Source organism: Streptomyces adelaidensis (genome assembly GCF_016598475.1).
GTDB classification, from domain to species: Bacteria; Actinomycetota; Actinomycetes; order Streptomycetales; family Streptomycetaceae; genus Streptomyces; species Streptomyces adelaidensis.
Genome location: NZ_JAEMUX010000024.1, coordinates 40,039 through 59,982 on the forward strand (window position 1 = coordinate 40,039; position 19,944 = coordinate 59,982).

A 19,944-nucleotide genomic window follows, 5' to 3' on the forward strand; every position below is an offset into this window, starting at 1 on the left:
TCATAGCAGTACGTACGTGTACCTACGGCCCGGTTGGGCCGTGCAGAGGATTCACCTCGTTCAGGGGGGAGTCCCCATCCCCCCAAGTGAAACTTCGGGCCCAACAAGGAGAGCAGGGAACCCAGATGGCGGAGCTCACGATCCGGCCGGAGGAGATCCGGGACGCGCTGGAGAACTTCGTCCAGTCGTACAAGCCGGACGCGGCCTCGCGCGAGGAGGTCGGTACGGTCACCCTTGCCGGCGACGGCATCGCGAAGGTCGAGGGTCTTCCCTCGGCCATGGCCAACGAACTGCTGAAGTTCGAGGACGGCACCCTCGGCCTCGCGCTCAACCTGGAAGAGCGCGAGATCGGCGCCGTCGTCCTCGGTGAGTTCAGCGGCATCGAGGAGGGCCAGCCGGTCACCCGTACCGGAGAGGTCCTGTCGGTCGCGGTGGGCGAGGGCTACCTCGGCCGCGTCGTCGACCCGCTCGGCAACGCGATCGACGGCCTCGGCGAGATCGAGACGTCCGGCCGCCGCGCCCTTGAGCTGCAGGCTCCGGGCGTCATGGCCCGTAAGTCGGTGCACGAGCCGATGGAGACCGGCTACAAGGCCGTCGACGCGATGACCCCGATCGGCCGTGGCCAGCGTCAGCTGGTCATCGGTGACCGTCAGACCGGCAAGACCGCCCTGGCCGTCGACACGATCATCAACCAGCGCGACAACTGGCGCTCGGGCGACCCGAAGAAGCAGGTCCGCTGCGTCTACGTCGCCATCGGCCAGAAGGGCTCGACCATCGCCTCCGTGCGTGGCGCCCTCGAAGAGGCCGGCGCGCTGGAGTACACGACCATCGTCGCCGCCCCGGCGTCCGACCCGGCCGGCTTCAAGTACCTTGCGCCGTACACCGGTTCGGCCATCGGTCAGCAGTGGATGTACGAGGGCAAGCACGTCCTCATCATCTTCGACGACCTCTCGAAGCAGGCCGACGCCTACCGCGCCGTGTCCCTGCTGCTCCGCCGCCCGCCGGGTCGCGAGGCTTACCCGGGTGACGTCTTCTACCTGCACTCCCGTCTGCTGGAGCGCTGCGCGAAGCTCTCCGACGACCTGGGCGCCGGCTCGATGACCGGTCTGCCGATCGTCGAGACGAAGGCCAACGACGTCTCGGCGTTCATCCCGACCAACGTCATCTCCATCACCGACGGCCAGTGCTTCCTGGAGTCGGACCTGTTCAACGCCGGTCAGCGCCCCGCGCTGAACGTCGGTATCTCCGTCTCCCGAGTCGGTGGTTCCGCGCAGCACAAGGCGATGAAGCAGGTCTCCGGCCGACTGCGTCTGGACCTCGCCCAGTACCGTGAGCTGGAGGCGTTCGCCGCCTTCGGTTCCGACCTGGACGCCGCGTCGAAGTCGCAGCTGGAGCGCGGTCAGCGACTGGTCGAGCTGCTCAAGCAGGCTCAGTACCAGCCGATGCCGACCGAGGACCAGGTCGTCTCCGTGTGGGCCGGTACCACCGGCAAGATGGACGACGTACCGGTCAACGACATCCGCCGCTTCGAGAAGGAGCTGCTGGAGTACCTGCACCGCAAGGAGCAGGGCCTCATGACCTCCATCAAGGAGGGCGGCAAGATGTCGGACGACACCCTCACCGCTGTTGCCGACGCGATCGCCGACTTCAAGAAGCAGTTCGAGACCTCGGACGGCAAGCTTCTCGGCGAGGACGCCCCGGCCGCGGCCAAGTGACGTAAGGAAGGGACCTGACTCATGGGAGCCCAGCTCCGGGTCTACAAGCGTCGCATCCGATCCGTCACCGCGACCAAGAAGATCACCAAGGCGATGGAGATGATCGCCGCCTCGCGTGTCGTCAAGGCGCAGCGCAAGGTGGCGGCCTCCGCGCCGTACGCGACCGAGCTCACCCGCGCGGTCACGGCGGTCGGCACCGGTTCGAACACCAAGCACCCGCTGACCACGGAGGCGGAGACGGCGACCCGTGCCGCGGTGCTGCTCCTCACGAGCGACCGCGGTCTGGCCGGCGCCTTCAACTCCAACGCCATCAAGGCGGCGGAGCAGCTGACCGCGCGTCTTCAGGCCGAGGGCAAGGAGGTCGACACGTACATCGTCGGCCGCCGCGGTCTGGCCCACTACAACTTCCGCGAGCGCAAGGTCGCGGAGTCGTGGTCGGGCTTCACCGACGAGCCCACGTACGCGGACGCCAAGAAGGTCGCGGGTCCGCTGATCGAGGCCATCGAGAAGGACACGGCCGACGGCGGCGTGGATGAACTCCACATCGTCTACACCGAGTTCGTCTCGATGATGACGCAGACGGCGGTCGACGGCCGGCTGCTGCCGCTCCGCCTCGAAGAGGTCCAGGAAGAGTCGTCCGCCAAGGGCGAGATCCTTCCGCTGTACGACTTCGAGCCGTCGGCGGAGGACGTCCTCGACGCCCTGCTGCCCCGGTACGTCGAAAGCCGTATCTACAACGCGCTGCTCCAGTCGGCTGCCTCCAAGCACGCTGCCACGCGCCGCGCGATGAAGTCGGCCACCGACAACGCGGGAGATCTGATCACCACGCTCTCCCGACTTGCCAACGCGGCCCGCCAGGCCGAAATCACCCAGGAAATCAGCGAGATCGTCGGTGGCTCCGCAGCCCTCGCCGACGCGACCGCGGGGAGTGACAAGTAATGACGACCACTGTTGAGACGGCCGTTGCCACGGGCCGCGTCGCCCGGGTCATCGGCCCGGTCGTCGACGTGGAGTTCCCCGTCGACGCGATGCCGGAGATCTACAACGCCCTGCACGTCGAGGTCGCAGACCCGGCGAAGGAGGGCGAGCTGAAGACGCTGACCCTGGAGGTCGCCCAGCACCTGGGTGACGGCCTGGTCCGCACCATCTCGATGCAGCCCACCGACGGCCTGGTCCGCCAGGCCGCGGTGACCGACACCGGCACGGGTATCACCGTCCCCGTCGGCGACTTCACCAAGGGCAAGGTGTTCAACACCCTCGGTGAGGTGCTGAACAGCGACCAGACGTACGACGGCGAGCGCTGGTCCATCCACCGCAAGGCCCCGCGCTTCGACGAGCTCGAGTCGAAGACCGAGATGTTCGAGACCGGCGTCAAGGTCATCGACCTTCTCACCCCGTACGTCAAGGGTGGAAAGATCGGCCTGTTCGGCGGTGCCGGCGTCGGCAAGACGGTGCTCATCCAGGAGATGATCTACCGCGTCGCCAACAACCACGACGGTGTCTCCGTGTTCGCCGGTGTCGGCGAGCGCACTCGTGAGGGCAACGACCTCATCGAGGAGATGGCGGAGTCCGGCGTCATCGACAAGACCGCCCTGGTCTTCGGTCAGATGGACGAGCCCCCGGGCACCCGTCTCCGTGTGGCGCTGGCCGGTCTGACCATGGCGGAGTACTTCCGCGATGTGCAGAAGCAGGACGTGCTGTTCTTCATCGACAACATCTTCCGCTTCACCCAGGCCGGTTCCGAGGTCTCGACCCTGCTCGGCCGCATGCCCTCCGCGGTGGGCTACCAGCCGAACCTGGCCGACGAGATGGGTCTCCTCCAGGAGCGCATCACCTCGACCCGTGGTCACTCGATCACCTCGATGCAGGCGATCTACGTCCCCGCGGACGACCTGACCGACCCGGCCCCGGCCACCACCTTCGCCCACCTCGACGCGACGACGGTTCTCTCCCGTCCGATCTCCGAGAAGGGCATCTACCCGGCCGTGGACCCGCTGGACTCCACGTCCCGCATCCTGGACCCCCGCTACATCGCGGCGGACCACTACAACACCGCGATGCGCGTCAAGACGGTCCTGCAGAAGTACAAGGACCTTCAGGACATCATCGCGATCCTCGGTATCGACGAGCTGGGCGAGGAGGACAAGCTCACCGTCCACCGCGCCCGTCGCGTGGAGCGCTTCCTGTCCCAGAACACCCACGTCGCCAAGCAGTTCACCGGCGTCGACGGGTCGGACGTACCGCTGGAGGAGTCGATCACCGCGTTCAACGCGATCATCGACGGCGACTACGACCACTTCCCGGAGCAGGCGTTCTTCCTGTGCGGTGGTATCGAGGACCTGAAGAAGAACGCGAAGGAGCTCGGCGTCAGCTGACGTCAGGCACTCGTGCACAGTGGGGGGCGAGGCCACACCTCTAGGGGTGCGTCCCGCCCCCCTCTGTACTCCCTCTAGAATTGAAACCAACACCCGGCGGAAGCGCCGGGTGGTGACCCGAGGAGCCACCTTGGCTGCTGAGCTGCACGTCGCGCTGGTCGCGGCCGACCGAGAGGTCTGGTCGGGCCAGGCCACCCTGGTCGTCGCGCGCACCACGTCCGGCGACATCGGCGTCATGCCCGGTCACCAGCCGCTGCTCGGTGTGCTGGAGTCGGGCCCCGTGACCATCCGTACGAGTGATGGCGCCACCGTCGTCGTCGCTGTGCACGGCGGTTTCATCTCGTTCGCGGACAACAAGCTGTCCTTGCTGGCCGAGGTCGCCGAGCTGGCCGACGAGATCGATGTCCAGCGTGCGGAGCGCGAGCTGGAGCGGGCGAAGGCGGAGGGCGACGACGCCGCCGAACGCCGCGCGGACGTTCGACTGCGTACGGTGGCGGCGCGCTGAGTTCACGCGCTGTGTGATGCTGTATCTCAGCCGCGGCTGGGTCTGGATGGCTACATCCGGACCCAGCCGCGGCTGAGGCAAATGTGGGTGTTTTTTACGTTCCATTACCTGGCAGTCGCATTACCTAGGAGACGAGGAGGTCGGTGTCGATGGTCCTCGCTCTGACTGTGTGCGGGTCGGTGATCGCTCTCGTGGTGGTGGGGCTGTTCGTCTTCGGACTGCGCCGTCGGCTGATCCAGCGCTCCGGCGGCACCTTCGACTGCAGCCTGCGCTGGGACGCCCCGGAGAAACCCGGGAAGGGCGAGGAGAACGGCAAGGGCTGGGGGTACGGCGTCGCCCGCTACAACGGCGACCGAATCGAGTGGTACCGCGTCTTCTCGTACTCGCCCCGCCCCCGCCGCGTCCTGGAGCGCTCGTTGATCGAGGTGGCCGGGCGCCGCACCCCCGAGGGCGAGGAGGAGCTGGCGCTGCTCTCCGACGCGGTGATCCTCGCGTGTCTGCACCGCGGGAACCGTCTGGAACTGGCGATGAGCGACGACGCGCTGACCGGTTTCCTCGCGTGGCTGGAGGCAGCCCCGCCCGGGCAGCGAGTGAATGTGGCGTAGCCACATTCACTCGCTGGGTGGGGGTCCCCCCGGACGAAGTCTGGGGGAGCGTCAATGTGGCTCAGCTGCTATTTGAGGCCGTTGCTGATTGCGTTCACCAGCTCACCGTTCGTGGTGTCGCCGCTGAACTCCCAGAAGAACGCGCCGCCCAGGCCCTGGTTCTTGGCCCAGGTCATCTTCGTGCCGATGGTGGCCGGGGTGTCGTAGCTCCACCAGTTGGTGCCGCAGTGGGCGTAGGCCGTGCCGGCGATGGTGCCGGTGGCCGGGCAGGAGTTCTTGAGCACCTTGTAGTCCTCGATGCCGGCCTCGTAGGTGCCGGTGGCCGCGTCGGTCGCCGTGCCGCCGGGGGCGGACTGGGTGACGCCGGTCCAGCCACGGCCGTAGAAGCCGATGCCGAGCAGGAGCTTCGAGGCGGGGACGCCCTTGGATCTCAGCTTGGCGATCGCTTCGGCGGAGTTGAAGCCGGTGGTCGGTATGCCGGAGTACGAGGTCAGCGGGGAGTGCGGGGCGGTCGGGCCGGTGGTGGCCCAGGCGCCGAAGTAGTCGTACGTCATCACGTTGTACCAGTCGAGCGAGGCCGCGGCGCCGCCGTAGTCGGCCGCGTCGATCTTGCCGCCGGAGGAGCCGTCGGCGGTGATCGCCGCGGTGACCAGGTAGTTCGAGCCGAACTCGGTGCGCAGGGCCGACACCAGGTTCTTGAAGGCGGCGGGGCCCGAGGCGTCGCAGGTCAGACCGCAGGCGTTCGGGTACTCCCAGTCGATGTCGATGCCGTCGAAGACGTCGGCCCAGCGCGGGTCCTCCACGACGGCCTTGCAGGACTTGGCGAACGCGGCCGGGTTCTGCGCGGCCTGGCCGAAGCCGCCGGAGTAGGTCCAGCCGCCGAAGGAGTAGAGCACCTTGATGTGCGGGTACTTCGCCTTGAGCTGGCGGAGCTGGTTGAAGTTGCCGCGCAGCGGCTGGTCCCAGGTGTCGGCGGTGCCGCTGACGGACTGGTCGGCGGTGTACGCCTTGTCGGTGGCCGCGTAGGCGTCGTCGAGCACGCACTGGCCGTTCTTGACGTTGCCGAAGGCGTAGTTGATGTGGGTGATCTTGGCGGCGGAGCCCGAGCTGGCCAGGTTCTTCACGTGGTAGTTGCGGCCGTAGACGCCCCACTCGGTGAAGTAGCCGAGGTTGACCTTCGAGCCGGGTGGCGGGTCGACGACGCCGCCGGTGGTGCGTACGGCGGCCGCGCCGCTCACCGGTCCGGTCTGGTCGGCGGTGTCGCGGGCGCGGACGGTGTACGAGTAGTCGGTGCCGGCGGTCAGGCCGGTGTCCGTGTGGGTGGTGCCGGTGACGGTGGCGACCTTGGTGCCGCCGCGCAGGACGTCGTAGTTCTTGACGCCCTTGTCGTCGGTGGCCGCGCTCCAGCTCAGCTTCACCGAGGTGTCGGTGACGGCTGAGGTGGTGGGGGTGCCGGGCGCCGAGGGTGCCGCGTCACCGGGGACGGTGGGGCCGCCGTCACAGCTTCCGCCGTTCAGCTCGCAGTTGGCCGGGGAGCCTGAGCCGCTCCCGTTGAAACCGAAGGAGACGGAGGTGCCCGGGGCGAGGGTGCCGTTCCAGGACTTGCTCTTGGCGGTCCAGTGGGTGCCGGAGGACGTCACGTCCGCGTCCCAGGCGGAGGTGACGGATGTGCCGGAGGGGAAGTCCCACTCGACCGTCCAGGAACTGATCGTGGTCGTCCCGGTGTTCTTGACGGTCCACTTGCATTCGAAGCCCGAGCCCCAGTCCTGGGTCTTGGCGTAGGTGGCGGTCGCTGCCGTGGCCGCGTGCGCGGGAGTGGCGAGGCCGACGAGGCCGGCGAGGGGGAGCAGTAGGGCGGCGAAGCCCGCCGCGGCTCTGTGCCTGAAGCGCATGATGCGCCTCCTTGGGGGTGTCGTGAGCATGAGCATGACGTGGCGCAGTGCCGTGAGGATAGAAAGGTCTGGACCAGAGGTCAATGGGTCTGGACCAGTGCGCTCATGCCGGCTGCCCCCGGTGAGGTCAGACGCCCAACTCCTGGGCCAGTACGGCCGCTTGGACCCGGCTGCGCAGCTCCAGCTTCCCCAGGAGCCTGCTGACGTGGGTCTTCACCGTCGCCTCGGCCATGTCGAGCCGGGCCGCGATCTCCGCGTTCGAGAGCCCTTCGCCGAGGCGGGAGAGGACTTCCCGCTCGCGCCGGGTCAGGCGGTCGAGGACGGCCCGGTCGGCCGTGGGCTCGCGTACGGGCTTGGCGGCGAACTCGGCGATCAGGCGCCGGGTGACGGCCGGGGCGATCAGACCCTCGCCGCGCCCCACCGCCCGTACGGCCGCGATGAGGTCCTTCGCCTCCGTGTTCTTCAGCAGGAACCCGGCGGCCCCGGCCCGCAGCGCCCCGAAGACGTACTCGTCGAGGTCGAACGTGGTGAGCACGAGCACGTCGGCGAGGCCCTCGGCAACGACCTGGCGGGTCGCGGACACCCCGTCCAGCCGCGGCATCTGAATGTCCATCAGCACCAGATCGGGCCGCAGCTCCCGGGCGAGCGCCACCGCCCGCTCGCCGTCCGCCGCCTCCCCGACGACCTCGATGTCCGGCGCGCTGCCCAGGATGAGCACCAGCCCGGCCCGAACGGCGGACTGGTCCTCGGCGACGACCACGCGGATCATGCGGATTCTCCTTCGGTGAGGGGGAGGGTCGCGCGGACGCTCCAGATCTTGCCGTGCGAGGAGCTCTCAGGGGCGGCCCCGAAGGTGCCGCCGAGCAGGGCGACCCGCTCCCGCATGCCGATCAGACCGGCGCCGGAGCCGGGCGCCCTCGGGCCGTCGCGGTCGCCGTACTGGCTGGTCACGGCGATGTCGAGGGAGCCGTCCGTCTGCTGGAGGAGCACCGTGACGCGGCCGGGACCCGCGTGTTTCAGCGCGTTGGTCAGGGACTCCTGGACGATGCGGTAGGCCGCGAGTTCGACGGGCGCGGGGAGGGTGTCGTCATGGTCGGCGTCGAACGCGATGTCGAGCCCGTTGGTGCGGGCGCCCTCGACGAGGGCCCCGAGGCCGTCGAGCGTGGGGGCGGCGGCGGGCTCGGTGTCACCGCTCTCGTCGCGCAGGATGCCGATCAGCCGTCGCATCTCCGCGAGCCCCTCGACGCTGTTCTCCCGGACCACCCCGAGGGCCTGCCGGGAGGTCTCCGGGTCGTCCAGGGAGAGCGCGGCCGTGGAGTGGATCGCGATCGCCGAGAGGTGGTTGGCGACCATGTCGTGCAACTCCCGTGCCATGCGCGCCCGTTCGGACACCACGGCCTGGGTGCGGTCCATCTCCGCGAGCAGCGTGGTCTGTTCGGCGCGCAGCCGGGCGGCCTCGGCGGCGTCGCGGTGGTTGCGGACGATCCAGCCGGTGGCGGCGGGTGTGAAGGTGACCAGGCCGACGACCACACCGATCAGCAGGGCTTCCGGCTCCCGGAAGGTTGCGAGGGGGACCACCGTGAAGGCCACCGTGGCCAGCCCGGCGATCCAGGGCACCCGGCGGGCCGTGGCGGGCGGGCCGTACAGTACGGCCGCGTACACCAGGTCCGTGAACATCAGGACGGTGAGCAGGTTGCCCTGGGTGATGGTGTCCACGGTCAGCGCGGCCCACCCGATCAGCAGGGCCGTGCGCGGCAGGGTGCGGCGTAGCGTCTCGCAGCCGGCGGTCACGATGAGCGGCAGCAGCACCCACCAGGGGCCGTCGAGCAGCACGATCTCCTCGTCGGCCGGGCGCGTGCCGAGGCCGAGACCCCACAGCAGCAGCCCACCGAGCAGCCCGGCGAGGGCTGCGTACATGTCGAAGCGGTGCGGGCGGGGCGGTCGTACGGCCATGCCTTACATCCAACACGGGCCGGGCGCTCGGCGCCTGATGCCAGGAGACGGTCCTGGACTGCATCTTTCGAGGTACCGCGACTTCGTCACCGCCGACGACGAATACCGCTGAGCCCGCCGGGAGCCTGGAAGGGTGACCGAGAGGAGCGAGTCGTGATCGTCGCCTTGATCATCGCCTGTGAGGTCGGCTTCTGGGTGCTGCTGGCGCTGGCCCTGGCCGTCCGCTATCTGCTGAAGCGGCGCCGGACCAGTGTGGTGCTGCTGCTGTGTGAGCCCGTGCTGGAGCTGGTGCTGTTCGTCGTGACCGCGATCGACCTGAGGAACGGCGCCGAGCCGAGCTGGGAGCACGGCCTGGCGGCGCTCTACATCGGGTTCACCGTGGGGTACGGCCACTACATGATCCGCTGGCTGGACGGCCACGCGGCGCATCGGCTGGCCGGCGGGCCCAGGCCGGCGGCTCCACCGAAGTACGGCATGGCTCGGGCCCGGCACGAAGGTGGCCTCTGGCTGCGTACCGTGGTGGCCGCCGGTGTCGCGCTGGTGCTGCTTCAGGGGGCCGTCTGGTACGTCGGTGATGGCGGGGATGTCGATTCGCTGCGGTCGTTCCAGTGGGCGGCGCTTCGGGCCGCGGGCATTCACGGGCTGGTGGCGTTGGCCTACCTCATCTGGCCGAAGAGGGCGCCGGGGAGTGGGAAGGACCCGGAGCGGGAGCGGGAGCGGGCCGGGGTGCGTTAGCGCCGGTTCGAGGCCGCGGGTCGTATGTGGCTGGTCGCGCAGTTCCCCGCGAGCCCCTAAAAACGTTGCAGTTCCCGGCGCCCCTGAAGCGTTGCAGTTCCCGGCGCCCCTAAAAGCGTTGCGGCTCCCGGCGCCCCTGAGAACGTTGGGGCGCCGGGAGTCGCAACGTGCTCAGCGTTCTCCGCCCGGCACCCACAGCACGTCCCCGACCTCCTTGTTCGCCGTCCTCGCGAGGATGAACAGGAGGTCGGAGAGGCGGTTGAGGTAGGTGGCCGTCAGGGGGTTCATCTCCTCGCCGTGGGCCTCCAGGGCCGCCCAGGTCGACCGCTCGGCCCGTCGCACGACCGTGCAGGCCTGGTGCAGTAGGGCCGCGCCCGGTGTACCGCCCGGCAGGATGAAGGAGCGGAGCTTCTCCAGCTGCTCGTTGAAGTGGTCGCAGTCCGCCTCCAGCTTGTCGATGTAGAACTGCTCGACTCTCAGGGGCGGGAACTCCGGGTTCTCGACGACGGGCGTGGACAGGTCGGCGCCGACGTCGAACAGATCGTTCTGCACCCGGACGAGGACCTTCACGACCTCCTCCGCCAGCCCGCCCAGCGCGACCGCCGTCCCGATCACCGCGTTGGCCTCGTTGGCGTCCGCGTACGCCGAGATCCGCGGATCGGTCTTGGGCACCCGGCTCATGTCCCCGAGGTTGGTGGTGCCCGTGTCGCCGGTCCTGGTGTAGATGCGCGTCAGATTGACCATGTGACCAGCGTAGTTACGCCCCGGCCGTCCGGAAGACACGTGTGCCCACCGTCACGGCGAGCGTCGTGAGGCCGACGGCGGCCAGGACGCCGTACAGCATGGACGGCGTGGCGTACGACCCGACGTACGCGTCCCGCATGACGTCCACCAGATAGCGGAACGGTACGAAGTGGGACAGGACGTCGAGCCAGCCGGGAGCCAGTGACATCGGCAGCATCAGGCCCGACAGGAGCATCGACGGCATTGTCAGGGCGTTGATCGCGGGGCCGAACTCGTGCTGCGAGCGGGCCTTCATGGCGAGCGCGTACGACAGGGAGGCGAGCGAGACCGTCAGCAGGGCCACGAAGACGAAGCCGATCAGGATGCCGGCGAGTGGTGCGCGCAACCCCATGATCAGGGCGGCGAGGACCAGCAGCACCGCTTGGAAGACGAAGACCGCCGCGTCGCGCAGCACCCGGCCCAGCAGCAGCGCCAGCCGGCTGACGGGGGTGACCCGCATCCGTTCGACCACGCCCGTCTGCTTCTCAAGGATGATCATGAATCCGGCGAACGAGGCCCCGAACAGGCTCAATTGGAGCAGCAGGCCCGGCACCAGCACCTGCCAGGAACTGCCCCGCGAGTCGAGCGGAACGCCGGTGAGCAGCGGCCCGAAGAAGAGCAGGTACAGCAGCGGCATCAGCACGCCGAACAGCATCGCGAAACGGGAGCGCAGGGTCTGGCGGGCGTAGCGCCCGAAAATCAGCGCGGTGTCGTGAAGAAGCATCAGGGGCCCTAGACGGCTACGGGGGTGGTGTCGGCGGGGGAGGGCCCGCGCCCGGTGATGGCGAGGAAGGTGTCCTGGAGCGTGGCGTCGATCGAGCCGCCGTACTTCAGCTTGAGCGCGCTCGGCGTGCCGTCCGCCACGACCAGGCCCTGGTCGACGACGACGATCCGGTCGGCGAGGGCGTCCGCCTCGTCGAGGTAATGCGTCGTCAGGAAGATCGTGGTGCCGTGCTCGTCGCGCAGTCGCCGGACCAGCTTCCACAGGTCGGCGCGGCTGGCGGGGTCGAGCCCGGTGGTCGGCTCGTCCAGGAACAGCACCATTGGACGGTGGGTGAGCGCCATCGCGATGTCGAGGCGCCGCCGCTGACCGCCGGAGAGCGCGGCGCACTTACGGTCCAGCAGCTCGGTCAGGTCCAGGTCGCGGGCCAACTCCTCGGCGCGCTCCACAGCCTGGCTCTTCGTCAGGCGGTAGAGCCGTCCCTGGGTGATCAGCTCCTCCCGCACGGTGATCTGCGGGTCCACCCCGCCCGACTGCGCCACATAGCCGCTGACCCGGCGGACCCCGGCGGGGTCGGTGGCCAGGTCGTGGCCCGCGACCGTGGCCGCGCCGCCGGTGGGGGGCAGCAGGGTCGTGAGCATCCGCAGGGTGGTCGTCTTCCCGGCGCCGTTCGGGCCGAGGAACCCGACGATCTCGCCGGGGCGGACGGTGAGGTCGATTCCGCGCACGGCCTCGACGGGGCCGCGCTTCGTCTGGAAGGTACGGGCCAGACCGGCCGTACTGATGATGGGCATGACCCAGAAAAACAGAGTCACTGAAATTTTGCAATCACACCAAACTTTCAGTTGCTCCAGTCATTGGCCGGCCGACCTACGATGTGGCCATGGCAGAGGGGCTCAGGGAGCGCAAGAAGCGTGAGACGAGGCAGCGGATCTCGGACATCGCCACCGGGCTGTTCCTGGAGCACGGCTTCGTGACCGTCACCATCGCGGAGGTGGCCGACGCGGCCGACGTCTCCGTGAACACCGTCTACAACTACTTCCCCTCCAAGGAAGACCTCTTCTTCGACCGCAGCGCGGGCGTCGTCGAACGGCTCGCCCGCTGGGTGCGCGCCCGCGACCGGGGCGAGTCGGCCGTCGCCGCCGTACTGCGCGAACTGCGCACCGAGGTCGAAGCGGTGTCGCCGCACGTCGGTCTCATGGAGGGCTACGACCGTTTCATGGCGGTCATCCACGAGTCACCCGCCCTGCGTTCCCGGCTGTGGAGCATCCAGCAGGAGATCCAGGACAACCTGGAGGCGGCCCTCCGCGAGGAGACCGGCGCCGCCGCCGGCGACTCCCTGCCCACCCTGATCGCCGGTCAGATCAACTGGGTGCACCAGACGGTGATGGCCGTCATCTCGCGCGAGATGCTCGCCGGGCGCAATCCGGACGAAGTGTCCCGAGAGGTGCTTCTGCTCCTGGACGACATGGAGGGCCTGTTGAGCGAGAAGGTGCTCAACTACGCCGTACGACTCTCCGGATGAGTGCCGCCGGTGTGACGTCCGTCAGTTGAGACGTGACTCGCGTTACTAAGCGGTCACACAGGGCCTCACGAGCGCTAGTGTCCGGCCGAGAGGTCAGTCATCGACAGCGCGTACCAGGGGAGTCGCACAGTGGCACGGAAGCTCGCCGTCATCGGAGCCGGGCTCATGGGGTCCGGTATCGCCCAGGTGTCCGCGCAGGCGGGCTGGGACGTCGTCCTGCGCGACGTCACCGACGAGGCGCTGGACCGTGGCATCGGCGGCATCACGGCGTCGTACGACAAGTTCGTGAGCAAGGGGAAGTTGGCGGCCGGGGACGCCGAGGCGGCGCTGGGGCGGATCACCGCCACCACCGACCTCGACGCGGTGGCCGACGCGGACATCGTCGTCGAGGCCGTGTTCGAGAAGCTCGAAGTGAAGCACGAGATCTTCAGGGCGCTCGACAAGGTCGTACGCGAGGACGCGGTGCTCGCCTCGAACACCTCGGCCATCCCGATCACCAAGATCGCGGCGGCCACCGAGCGGCCCGGGCGAGTGGTCGGCGTGCACTTCTTCTCGCCGGTGCCGATGATGCGGCTGTGCGAGCTGGTGCGCGGCTACAAGACGAGTGACGAGACGCTCGCCACCGCGCGGGAGTTCGCCGAGTCGGTCGGCAAGACCTGCATCGTCGTCAACCGGGACGTCGCCGGCTTCGTGACCACCCGTCTCATCTCCGCCCTCGTCGTCGAGGCCGCGAAGCTGTACGAGTCGGGCGTCGCCACCGCCGAGGACATCGACCTCGCCTGCAAGCTGGGCTTCGGCCATGCGATGGGACCGCTGGCCACGGCCGACCTGACGGGCGTCGACATCCTGCTGCACGCCACGAGCAACATCTACACGGAGTCCCAGGACGAGAAGTTCGCCCCGCCGGAGCTGATGCGCCGGATGGTGGACGCCGGTGACATCGGACGCAAGAGCGGGCAGGGCTTCTACACCTACTGATCCACCCGCACGGACGCCGGTCGCGCGTCACGGGCGGCACTTCCCACGCATGTGAACGCATGAGCCTCTCGGGCCTCACCCCTTGAGGTGAATTCGGTATCGGTTCGCTCACAGACGGCAACCTGAAGGTGTCAAACGCCGTCAGAGGTTGCATCACCCACATCACGGAGTACGAGACGCACTCACGGGGAGCGCTTATGTACATCAGGGGCGACCACGCCGAGCTGGTCGTCGGGGGCCGCCTCGACGTACGCAGCGCGGCGGACGCCCGTACGGTCCTGCACTCGGCCGTCGACGACGGAGCCGGCGACCTGGTGCTCGACCTGTCAGAGCTGGACTCCTGGGACGCCACCGGACTCGGGGTGATCATGGGAGCCCACCGGCGGGCGGGACGGTGCGGACGGCGGCTGGTGCTGCGCGAGGTGCCACCGCAGATGCAGCGGCTGCTCGTCGCCACACGACTGCACCGCATTCTCGCGATCGAGGGCGGAATCGGACTGGAGTCGTTGCCCAGAGTGTGAACGGACGTGCGGGTTCGTTCGTATCACCCGGTGGGTGCCGCCCGTGCCCCGTCAGGGGCGCGGGGAACCGCGCGATCAGCCACGAATCACCCGCAGTCTCTCAGTGGCGCCTCAAGCGGAGCGCACCCACGCAATCCTCACGAGACTGTGACGTCTCGGACGGCGCGGTACCCCGGACTGTCGGAGATACTGTGCGAAGGTTTAGGGTTCGGCTGCCCGCTGCCAGCAAACCCTCGATTCGGGCGGGTTCCGGACCAGAAGCGACAGCGCGGTGTGCGGCAAGGCCGGGAGGGGCTCCAGCACACGAGACGCTTTTGGGGGGCTAGGACCTATGGACCCGACAAACCGGGGACCCGAAGAGTACGGCCATGACGACGGACAGGCGCAGAGCAGACGTCCACCACGTGATCCGCTGACGCAGGACTTCGCCCAGCACGCTCCGGCGCTCGCCCGCACCGTCCAGCTCGTCTCGGGCGACTTCCTGCTCACCGTCAATCCCGTCGACGGCAGCGAGATAGAGAACTGCCCACCGGGCGAACTGCCTGGTCGGCCCGGAAAACACCTGGCCGCCGAGCGCGCCGAGATCGACCGCGCCGCCCGCCCGCCGGTGCCCCCGGGGCCCACCCTGCCCCGACTGCCGCTGCTCCACCGCGACGAGGAGAGAGCCCGGCTCGTACGCCTCCTCGCGCGCGGCCGCTCCGTCCGCCTCAGCGGTGCCCCCGGCTCGGGCCGCACCACCCTGCTCGACGTGGTCGCCGAGGACTGCGCGGACCTGGCGCCCGACGGCGTCGTACGCCTGAGCGGTTTCCGGCGGACGGTCGACGACCTGCTCTACGAACTGTTCGCAGCCGTGTACAGCACACCGCTGTTCCGGCCCGGCCAACGGCAGCTGCTCGACCTCGTGCGGGACATCGGCGCCGTGGTCGTCCTGGACGACCTGGAATTCGGCGGGGCCGCGCTCGACGAACTGCTCGACGCGACCCCCGAGTGCGCCTTCCTGATCGGCGCCACCCCCGACGTACCCCTGCCGTCCGCCGACGCGCCCCTCGAAGAGGTCGTGCTCGGCGGCTTCGACCGGGCGGGCAGCCTGGCGCTGCTGGAGCGTGCCGTCGGTCGGGCGCTCACCGAGGAGGAGTCGAACTGGGCCGGTGACCTCTGGTTCGAGTCCGAGGGGCTGCCGCTGCGGTTCACCCAGGCCGGGGCGCTGCTCAGGCAGCGGGACCGGCGGCGGGCCGGTGCGGACGCCGTCGACGAGTTCGGGGTCTTCCAGGAGTCGCCGTCCGTCGACGCGTCCTTCGAGGCCGCCGCGGACGGCGATGAGACATCCCTGCCGTCGCTCGCCGAGGGGGCCGCGCCCGCCGCGCTGCTCGCGTCCCGGCTGAGCGCGTCGGCGCGCGAGACCCTGCGGTTCGCGGTCGCCCTCGGCGGTGAGGTCCCGCACCAGGCGCATCTGCCCGCACTGGTGGGCGACACCCACGCCGACGCGGCTCTCGGCGAACTCGTCGGCTGCGCACTGGCGACACCTGCCGGCGCGCGCTACCGGCTCGCCGCCGGGGTACGGACCCAGCTGGAGGCCGCCGGTTACGCCGACGACGTCGAGGCACGCGCCCGCACCGCCGCCCAGCACTACGCCTGGTGGGCCGGGCACCCCTCGGTCACCCCCGAGCGGGTCGCGGTCGAGGCGGACGCCCTGCTGGCCGCCCTGAGCGCGCTGGTGCCCGGCACCGTCCCGCCCGGGGAGGACGAGGAGAGCGCCGCGGTGCGGCTGGCCCGGCAGGCGGCGCCCGCGTTCGCCGCGGGGCTGCGCTGGAGCGCCTGGGAGCGCGCGCTCAGGTCCGGCGCGGAGGCGGCCCGCCTGGCCGCCGAGACCGGCGAACAGGCCTACTTCCACCATGAGCTGGGCATCCTCGCGCTCTGCTCCGGGCAGCTCGACCGGTCCCGGGCCGAGCTGGAGGCGTCCATCGGGCTGCGCGGCGCCCTCGCCGACAAGCGCGGCGCGGTCGCCGGCCGCCGCGCGCTCGCCCTCGTCGCCGATCGCTCCGGGGCGACCCCGCCCGGCGGGCGTACGGCCGCGGGGGAGGAAGTGCCGGACGCCCGGCACGAGGAGTCGGCGTCACCGCCCGGCGGTGTGCCCTCCGGCTACACCCCGGCCGGCTTCGGCGCGACCGGGGCCGTCGGGCCGCCGCTGTCCACCAACGACACGACGCTCGTCACGCACCTGCCCGGCATCGGCTCACCCGCGCACAAGGCCGGCGGCCTCAAAGGCATCCTCGGCGGCGCCCGCCGCAATCTGGTGGCCGTAGGGGCGGGCGCGCTGCTCGCCGCCGTCTTCGGCACCGTGGTGACCCTCGGCGCGACCTCCGACCGGAACGGCGACACGCCCGCCGAGCGCGTCGGCGTCAACCCGTCCGCCAGCGAGGGCGTCGACGACGACGGGCTCAGCGCGGACCGTGCCAAGAACGACGACGACAACGAGGAACCGGGCACGGTCCCCGACCCGACCGACCCGGGCCCCGACGGCACGTACGGCACCTCGGACGACCCGACGCCGACGGACAGCGCGGGGCCTTCGGACGATCCGAGGGGGACGGAGTCGCCGACGAAGTCGTCGTCCCCGTCCCCCTCGAAGTCGAACAAGCCGAGCCCTTCCGAGTCCGAGCCCGAGTCGCCGACCCCATCCGAGTCGGAATCGGAGTCGGAGTCGGCGAATCCGACCCCGACCGAGTCCGAGCCGCAGACGGAGGACCCGACTCCGCCTGAGGACACCAACACCATGAGTGCTCCCGCCTCCAGTGCCTCCGCCGCCCCGCCGAGCGCCCCGCAGACCAGCGCCGACACCCCCGGCGAAACCGTCGCCTGAAGTCCCGTACGTACGAAAAGGCCGGGTCCGTTCCGCGGACCCGGCCCTTTTCTTGAATTGACTCAGAACAGCCGCAGCTTGTCGTCCTCGATGCCGCGCAGGGCGTTGTAGTCGAGGACCGCGCAGCCGATGCCGCGGTCGGTGGCGAGGACGCGGGCCTGGGGCTTGATCTCCTGGGCGGCGAAGATGCCGCGGACCGGCGCGAGGTGCGGGTCGCGGTTCAACAGCTCCAGATAGCGGGTGAGCTGCTCCACGCCGTCGATCTCACCACGCCGCTTGATCTCGACGGCGACCGTCGCGCCGTCGCCGTCCCGGCACAGGATGTCGACCGGGCCGATGGCCGTCATGTACTCGCGGCGGATGAGGGTGTAGCCGTCGCCGAGGGTGTCGATGCGGTCGGCGAGGAGCTCCTGGAGGTGTGCCTCCACGCCGTCCTTGATCAGGCCGGGGTCGACGCCCAATTCGTGCGAGGAGTCGTGGAGGACCTCCTCCATCGTGATGATGAGCTTCTCGCCCGCCTTGTTGATGACGGTCCAGACGCCCTCCTCGTCACCGGAGCCCTCCTTCAGGGTGCAGGGCGGCGACATCCAGTTGAGGGGCTTGTAGGCCCGGTCGTCCGCGTGGATGGAGACGCTGCCGTCCGCCTTCACCAGGATCAGACGGGAGGCCGAGGGGAGGTGGGCGGTGAGCCGGCCCGCGTAGTCCACGGAGCAGCGGGCAATGACGAGACGCATGGTCGGCAACGCTACTCGACGGCGACGGGTCCGCGCGATTCGGCTGCCGGAACATCCGGCCGCAGACGGTTCGACTGTCCCGGCGGCCCCGGCCGGTGACTGTCGCCCTCCGTCACCCTCTTTCGCCCCGTACGTGGGCCTCAGCCGTCCCCCGGCATGTGCCGCTGTCAACTCCTGTTCGGCATTGGCTGATTGTGTGCGTCCCGCGCCCTGTCGGTGCGCGCAATCTCCTGGTGCGGTCACGTTCGGTTGCTTACCGTAGAAACGTGAGGTCGCGAACCGTGCACTCTGCGTGTTCGGCGATGCGAGCTCCGACCTTGTCCGTCAACCCCCGTTGTTGTGGGGGTGCGAGAGGAGAACCCATGTCGCTCGACGTCTCACCGGCCCTACTCGAACAGGCCGAGCGAGGCGAGGTCGACGAAGCCGCCTTCGTCGACTGCGTCCGGACCTCCCTGCCCTACGCGTGGGAGATGATCAGCTCCCTGGTGGCCCAGCTGAAGGTCGACGGCGGAGAGTTCGCCGACAACCAGACGCCCCCGCCGGACGAGCAGGCGCGCGGACAACTGCTGCGCGCGCTCGCCAGCGACGCGATTCGCGGCGCGCTGCAGCGGCACTTCGGTGTCCGGCTGGCCTTCCAGAACTGCCACCGGGTGGCGGTGTTCCCGCTGGATCCGTCCGTGGACGACAGGCTGGCCCGCTTCACCTCGATCCGCGGCCAGCTCCTCAACCAGTCCCCGGAACTCCGGGACTGCTGAGGCCATGACGCGGTACGGCTTGCCGCTCCAACCGCGGGAGGTGCATCAGTAACCGGGGCGGCAAGCTCCCCGCCGGGTACGGCCGTCGGACCGGCCCCGGCACAGCAAGGCCGGTCAGTCCGGGCAAGGTTCAAAGTCCGGGCAGGACCGGCAGGACGTGGCGTGGCTCAGCCGAGGTGGGGGAGCACCTCGGCACCGAGTCGCCGTACGTTCTCCTCCGTCGCCGCCAGGTCTCCGGAGCCCTCCACGAGCAGCGCGAAGCGGGAGATGCCGGTCCGTTCGCCGGTCGCCGCGAGCCGGTCGGCGCACAGCCGCGGGGTCCCCACGGGGTGCAGCCCGCAGAGCAGTTCGGTGTAGGCCAGCGGGTCCCGCATGGGCCGGGTGCGGCCGTCGACGGTCACATGGGCGTCGAGGCCCTGCTTCAGCCAGCCCGGCATCGCCTTGGTGAGCGCCTCCACGGCGTCGGTGCGCCGGTCCGCGATCTGGCAGACACCGGCCGAGACATGGGCCGCGCCGGCGATCTCCTTCGACGAACGGCCCGCCGCCCGGGCGCACTTGCGCCACATCGCGACCATCTCGGCCTTCTCCTCGTCCCCGATGTGCATGCCGAGGAGCATCGACAGCCCGCGCTCGGCGGCCAGCCGGACGCTCGACGGCGAGGTGCAGGCGACGACGATCTCGGGCCCGGGTGTCTCGTCCAGATCCTCCGAGGGCCGCGGTACGACGGAGACCTCACGAAAGCTGAATCGTTCCCCCGAAGCCGACACCGAGGGCTCGCGCAGCCACCGCACCAGCAGATCGAGTGATTCCGGGAACCCCTCCTCGTACGCCTGAAGTCCGGCGCCGAACACCTCCAGGTCCACCCAGGGGCCGCCGCGTCCGACGCCGAGCGAGAAGCGTCCGCCGGAGGTGACGTGCAGCAGGGCGGCCTGCTCGCCCAGGGCCACGGGATGGACGGTGGGCAGCACGCTGACCGCCGTGCCCACGCGGATCCGCCGGGTGCGCCCCAGCAGTAACGCGGCGAGGGTGATCGCCGACGGGCAGGTGCCGTACGGCACGAAATGGTGCTCGGCCAGCCAGACCGCGTCCAGCCCGGCCTCCTCGGCCACTTCCGCCGTCCGGACCGCCCGGTGGAGCGCCTCCCCCTGGCCCTGGCCGGGGAACTGGGCTCCCAGTACAAATGTTCCTACGCGCATCGCTCTTCCTGCTTCCTCGGCTCCGGCTCGGGAGCTCCCCCACCCGGCATAACCGGGTGACACGTGCCGAAGACACGGCCTGGCAGCGAGA

The 19,944-nt window shown here is 69.8% G+C and carries 19 protein-coding genes; 11 read left to right on the plus strand and 8 right to left on the minus strand.

Translation table 11 applies throughout. The annotated features are described in order from the left end of the window. The first annotated feature begins 125 nt into the window (after positions 1–125). The 5 genes from atpA (at position 126) to I8N67_RS16430 (ending at position 5,200) form a co-directional block, all read left to right on the plus strand. Positions 126–1,715 carry a F0F1 ATP synthase subunit alpha gene (gene atpA / locus I8N67_RS16410; protein WP_200303844.1) on the plus strand — a complete coding sequence of 530 codons (1,590 nt, stop codon included), beginning with the start codon at positions 126–128 and terminating at the stop codon, positions 1,713–1,715. A gap of 21 nt (positions 1,716–1,736) precedes the next feature. Further along, complete coding sequence (locus I8N67_RS16415; RefSeq protein ID WP_200303845.1) at positions 1,737–2,654, plus strand: F0F1 ATP synthase subunit gamma; 918 nt, start codon at positions 1,737–1,739, stop codon at positions 2,652–2,654. Further along, positions 2,654–4,090 carry a F0F1 ATP synthase subunit beta gene (atpD, locus tag I8N67_RS16420; protein WP_200303846.1) on the plus strand — a complete coding sequence of 479 codons (1,437 nt, stop codon included), beginning with the start codon at positions 2,654–2,656 and terminating at the stop codon, positions 4,088–4,090. Before I8N67_RS16415 ends, atpD begins: the two co-directional genes overlap by 1 nt. Positions 4,091–4,220: 130 nt before the next feature. After that, a complete protein-coding gene (locus tag I8N67_RS16425) occupies positions 4,221–4,595 on the plus strand; it encodes a F0F1 ATP synthase subunit epsilon (protein WP_200303847.1) in 375 nt (124 codons plus the stop codon). Between the two features lie 149 nt (positions 4,596–4,744). Next, positions 4,745–5,200, plus strand: a complete 456-nt coding sequence (locus I8N67_RS16430) for a DUF2550 domain-containing protein (protein ID WP_200303848.1) — start codon at positions 4,745–4,747, stop codon at positions 5,198–5,200. A 68-nt stretch (positions 5,201–5,268) separates the two neighbouring features. On the opposite strand, the gene I8N67_RS16435 is transcribed toward I8N67_RS16430, so the two are convergent. From I8N67_RS16435 to I8N67_RS16445, 3 genes are all read right to left on the minus strand, one after another. Next, positions 5,269–7,092, minus strand: coding sequence for a glycoside hydrolase family 18 chitinase (locus I8N67_RS16435; protein WP_200303849.1), 1,824 nt, complete (start codon positions 7,090–7,092; stop codon positions 5,269–5,271). Between the two features lie 127 nt (positions 7,093–7,219). After that, complete coding sequence (locus I8N67_RS16440; protein ID WP_200303850.1) at positions 7,220–7,861, minus strand: response regulator; 642 nt, start codon at positions 7,859–7,861, stop codon at positions 7,220–7,222. Continuing rightward, positions 7,858–9,045: a sensor histidine kinase gene (locus I8N67_RS16445; protein ID WP_200303851.1), complete on the minus strand. Its 1,188-nt coding sequence runs from the start codon at positions 9,043–9,045 to the stop codon at positions 7,858–7,860. Before I8N67_RS16445 ends, I8N67_RS16440 begins: the two co-directional genes overlap by 4 nt. A gap of 153 nt (positions 9,046–9,198) precedes the next feature. On the opposite strand from I8N67_RS16445, the gene I8N67_RS16450 reads away from it, so the two are divergent. Beyond that, positions 9,199–9,780 carry a hypothetical protein gene (locus tag I8N67_RS16450; protein WP_200303852.1) on the plus strand — a complete coding sequence of 194 codons (582 nt, stop codon included), beginning with the start codon at positions 9,199–9,201 and terminating at the stop codon, positions 9,778–9,780. 171 nt (positions 9,781–9,951) lie between these two features. On the opposite strand, the gene I8N67_RS16455 is transcribed toward I8N67_RS16450, so the two are convergent. The 3 genes from I8N67_RS16455 to I8N67_RS16465 are packed head-to-tail and all read right to left on the minus strand — an operon-like array spanning position 9,952 to position 12,078. Beyond that, positions 9,952–10,524, minus strand: coding sequence for a cob(I)yrinic acid a,c-diamide adenosyltransferase (locus tag I8N67_RS16455; protein WP_200303853.1), 573 nt, complete (start codon positions 10,522–10,524; stop codon positions 9,952–9,954). A gap of 13 nt (positions 10,525–10,537) precedes the next feature. Continuing rightward, positions 10,538–11,287, minus strand: coding sequence for an ABC transporter permease (locus I8N67_RS16460; RefSeq protein WP_200303854.1), 750 nt, complete (start codon positions 11,285–11,287; stop codon positions 10,538–10,540). 8 nt (positions 11,288–11,295) lie between these two features. Next, entirely contained in the window at positions 11,296–12,078 is a 783-nt protein-coding gene (locus I8N67_RS16465) for an ABC transporter ATP-binding protein (protein ID WP_200303855.1), read from the minus strand. Positions 12,079–12,167: 89 nt separating this feature from the next. Here I8N67_RS16465 and I8N67_RS16470 point away from each other — a divergent pair, with 89 nt between their 5' ends. The 4 genes from I8N67_RS16470 (at position 12,168) to I8N67_RS16485 (ending at position 17,168) form a co-directional block, all read left to right on the plus strand. Continuing rightward, complete coding sequence (locus I8N67_RS16470) at positions 12,168–12,809, plus strand: TetR/AcrR family transcriptional regulator (RefSeq protein ID WP_200303856.1); 642 nt, start codon at positions 12,168–12,170, stop codon at positions 12,807–12,809. 129 nt (positions 12,810–12,938) lie between these two features. Continuing rightward, positions 12,939–13,787, plus strand: coding sequence for a 3-hydroxyacyl-CoA dehydrogenase family protein (locus I8N67_RS16475; protein WP_200303857.1), 849 nt, complete (start codon positions 12,939–12,941; stop codon positions 13,785–13,787). Positions 13,788–13,984: 197 nt separating this feature from the next. Then, positions 13,985–14,308, plus strand: a complete 324-nt coding sequence (locus tag I8N67_RS16480; protein ID WP_005480213.1) for an STAS domain-containing protein — start codon at positions 13,985–13,987, stop codon at positions 14,306–14,308. 331 nt (positions 14,309–14,639) lie between these two features. Then, complete coding sequence (locus I8N67_RS16485; protein WP_200303858.1) at positions 14,640–17,168, plus strand: ATP-binding protein; 2,529 nt, start codon at positions 14,640–14,642, stop codon at positions 17,166–17,168. A gap of 62 nt (positions 17,169–17,230) precedes the next feature. On the opposite strand, the gene nucS is transcribed toward I8N67_RS16485, so the two are convergent. Then, positions 17,231–17,902 (minus strand): endonuclease NucS, encoded by a 672-nt coding sequence (nucS, locus tag I8N67_RS16490; RefSeq protein WP_200303859.1) that lies wholly within the window; start codon positions 17,900–17,902, stop codon positions 17,231–17,233. Between the two features lie 362 nt (positions 17,903–18,264). Between nucS and I8N67_RS16495 the strand changes: the two genes are divergently transcribed. Next, a complete protein-coding gene (locus I8N67_RS16495) occupies positions 18,265–18,657 on the plus strand; it encodes an SCO5389 family protein (RefSeq protein ID WP_005480204.1) in 393 nt (130 codons plus the stop codon). Positions 18,658–18,824: 167 nt separating this feature from the next. Here I8N67_RS16495 and I8N67_RS16500 read toward each other — a convergent pair whose 3' ends face one another. Next, a complete protein-coding gene (locus tag I8N67_RS16500; RefSeq protein WP_200303860.1) occupies positions 18,825–19,853 on the minus strand; it encodes an LLM class flavin-dependent oxidoreductase in 1,029 nt (342 codons plus the stop codon). Between the last annotated feature and the right edge of the window lie 91 nt (positions 19,854–19,944).

Bases quoted from the DNA above. Each gene is read 5' to 3' on its own strand.
- atpA (WP_200303844.1), top strand. From the start codon at position 126: ATGGCGGAGCTCACGATCCGGCCGGAGGAGATCCGGGACGCGCTGGAG.
- I8N67_RS16415 (WP_200303845.1), top strand. From the start codon at position 1,737: ATGGGAGCCCAGCTCCGGGTCTACAAGCGTCGCATCCGATCCGTCACC.
- atpD (WP_200303846.1), top strand. From the start codon at position 2,654: ATGACGACCACTGTTGAGACGGCCGTTGCCACGGGCCGCGTCGCCCGG.
- I8N67_RS16430 (WP_200303848.1), top strand. From the start codon at position 4,745: ATGGTCCTCGCTCTGACTGTGTGCGGGTCGGTGATCGCTCTCGTGGTG.
- I8N67_RS16435 (WP_200303849.1), bottom strand. From the start codon at position 7,092: ATGCGCTTCAGGCACAGAGCCGCGGCGGGCTTCGCCGCCCTACTGCTC.
- I8N67_RS16440 (WP_200303850.1), bottom strand. From the start codon at position 7,861: ATGATCCGCGTGGTCGTCGCCGAGGACCAGTCCGCCGTTCGGGCCGGG.
- I8N67_RS16445 (WP_200303851.1), bottom strand. From the start codon at position 9,045: ATGGCCGTACGACCGCCCCGCCCGCACCGCTTCGACATGTACGCAGCC.
- I8N67_RS16455 (WP_200303853.1), bottom strand. From the start codon at position 10,524: ATGGTCAATCTGACGCGCATCTACACCAGGACCGGCGACACGGGCACC.
- I8N67_RS16460 (WP_200303854.1), bottom strand. From the start codon at position 11,287: ATGCTTCTTCACGACACCGCGCTGATTTTCGGGCGCTACGCCCGCCAG.
- I8N67_RS16465 (WP_200303855.1), bottom strand. From the start codon at position 12,078: ATGCCCATCATCAGTACGGCCGGTCTGGCCCGTACCTTCCAGACGAAG.
- I8N67_RS16470 (WP_200303856.1), top strand. From the start codon at position 12,168: ATGGCAGAGGGGCTCAGGGAGCGCAAGAAGCGTGAGACGAGGCAGCGG.
- I8N67_RS16480 (WP_005480213.1), top strand. From the start codon at position 13,985: ATGTACATCAGGGGCGACCACGCCGAGCTGGTCGTCGGGGGCCGCCTC.
- I8N67_RS16485 (WP_200303858.1), top strand. From the start codon at position 14,640: ATGGACCCGACAAACCGGGGACCCGAAGAGTACGGCCATGACGACGGA.
- nucS (WP_200303859.1), bottom strand. From the start codon at position 17,902: ATGCGTCTCGTCATTGCCCGCTGCTCCGTGGACTACGCGGGCCGGCTC.
- I8N67_RS16495 (WP_005480204.1), top strand. From the start codon at position 18,265: ATGTCGCTCGACGTCTCACCGGCCCTACTCGAACAGGCCGAGCGAGGC.
- I8N67_RS16500 (WP_200303860.1), bottom strand. From the start codon at position 19,853: ATGCGCGTAGGAACATTTGTACTGGGAGCCCAGTTCCCCGGCCAGGGC.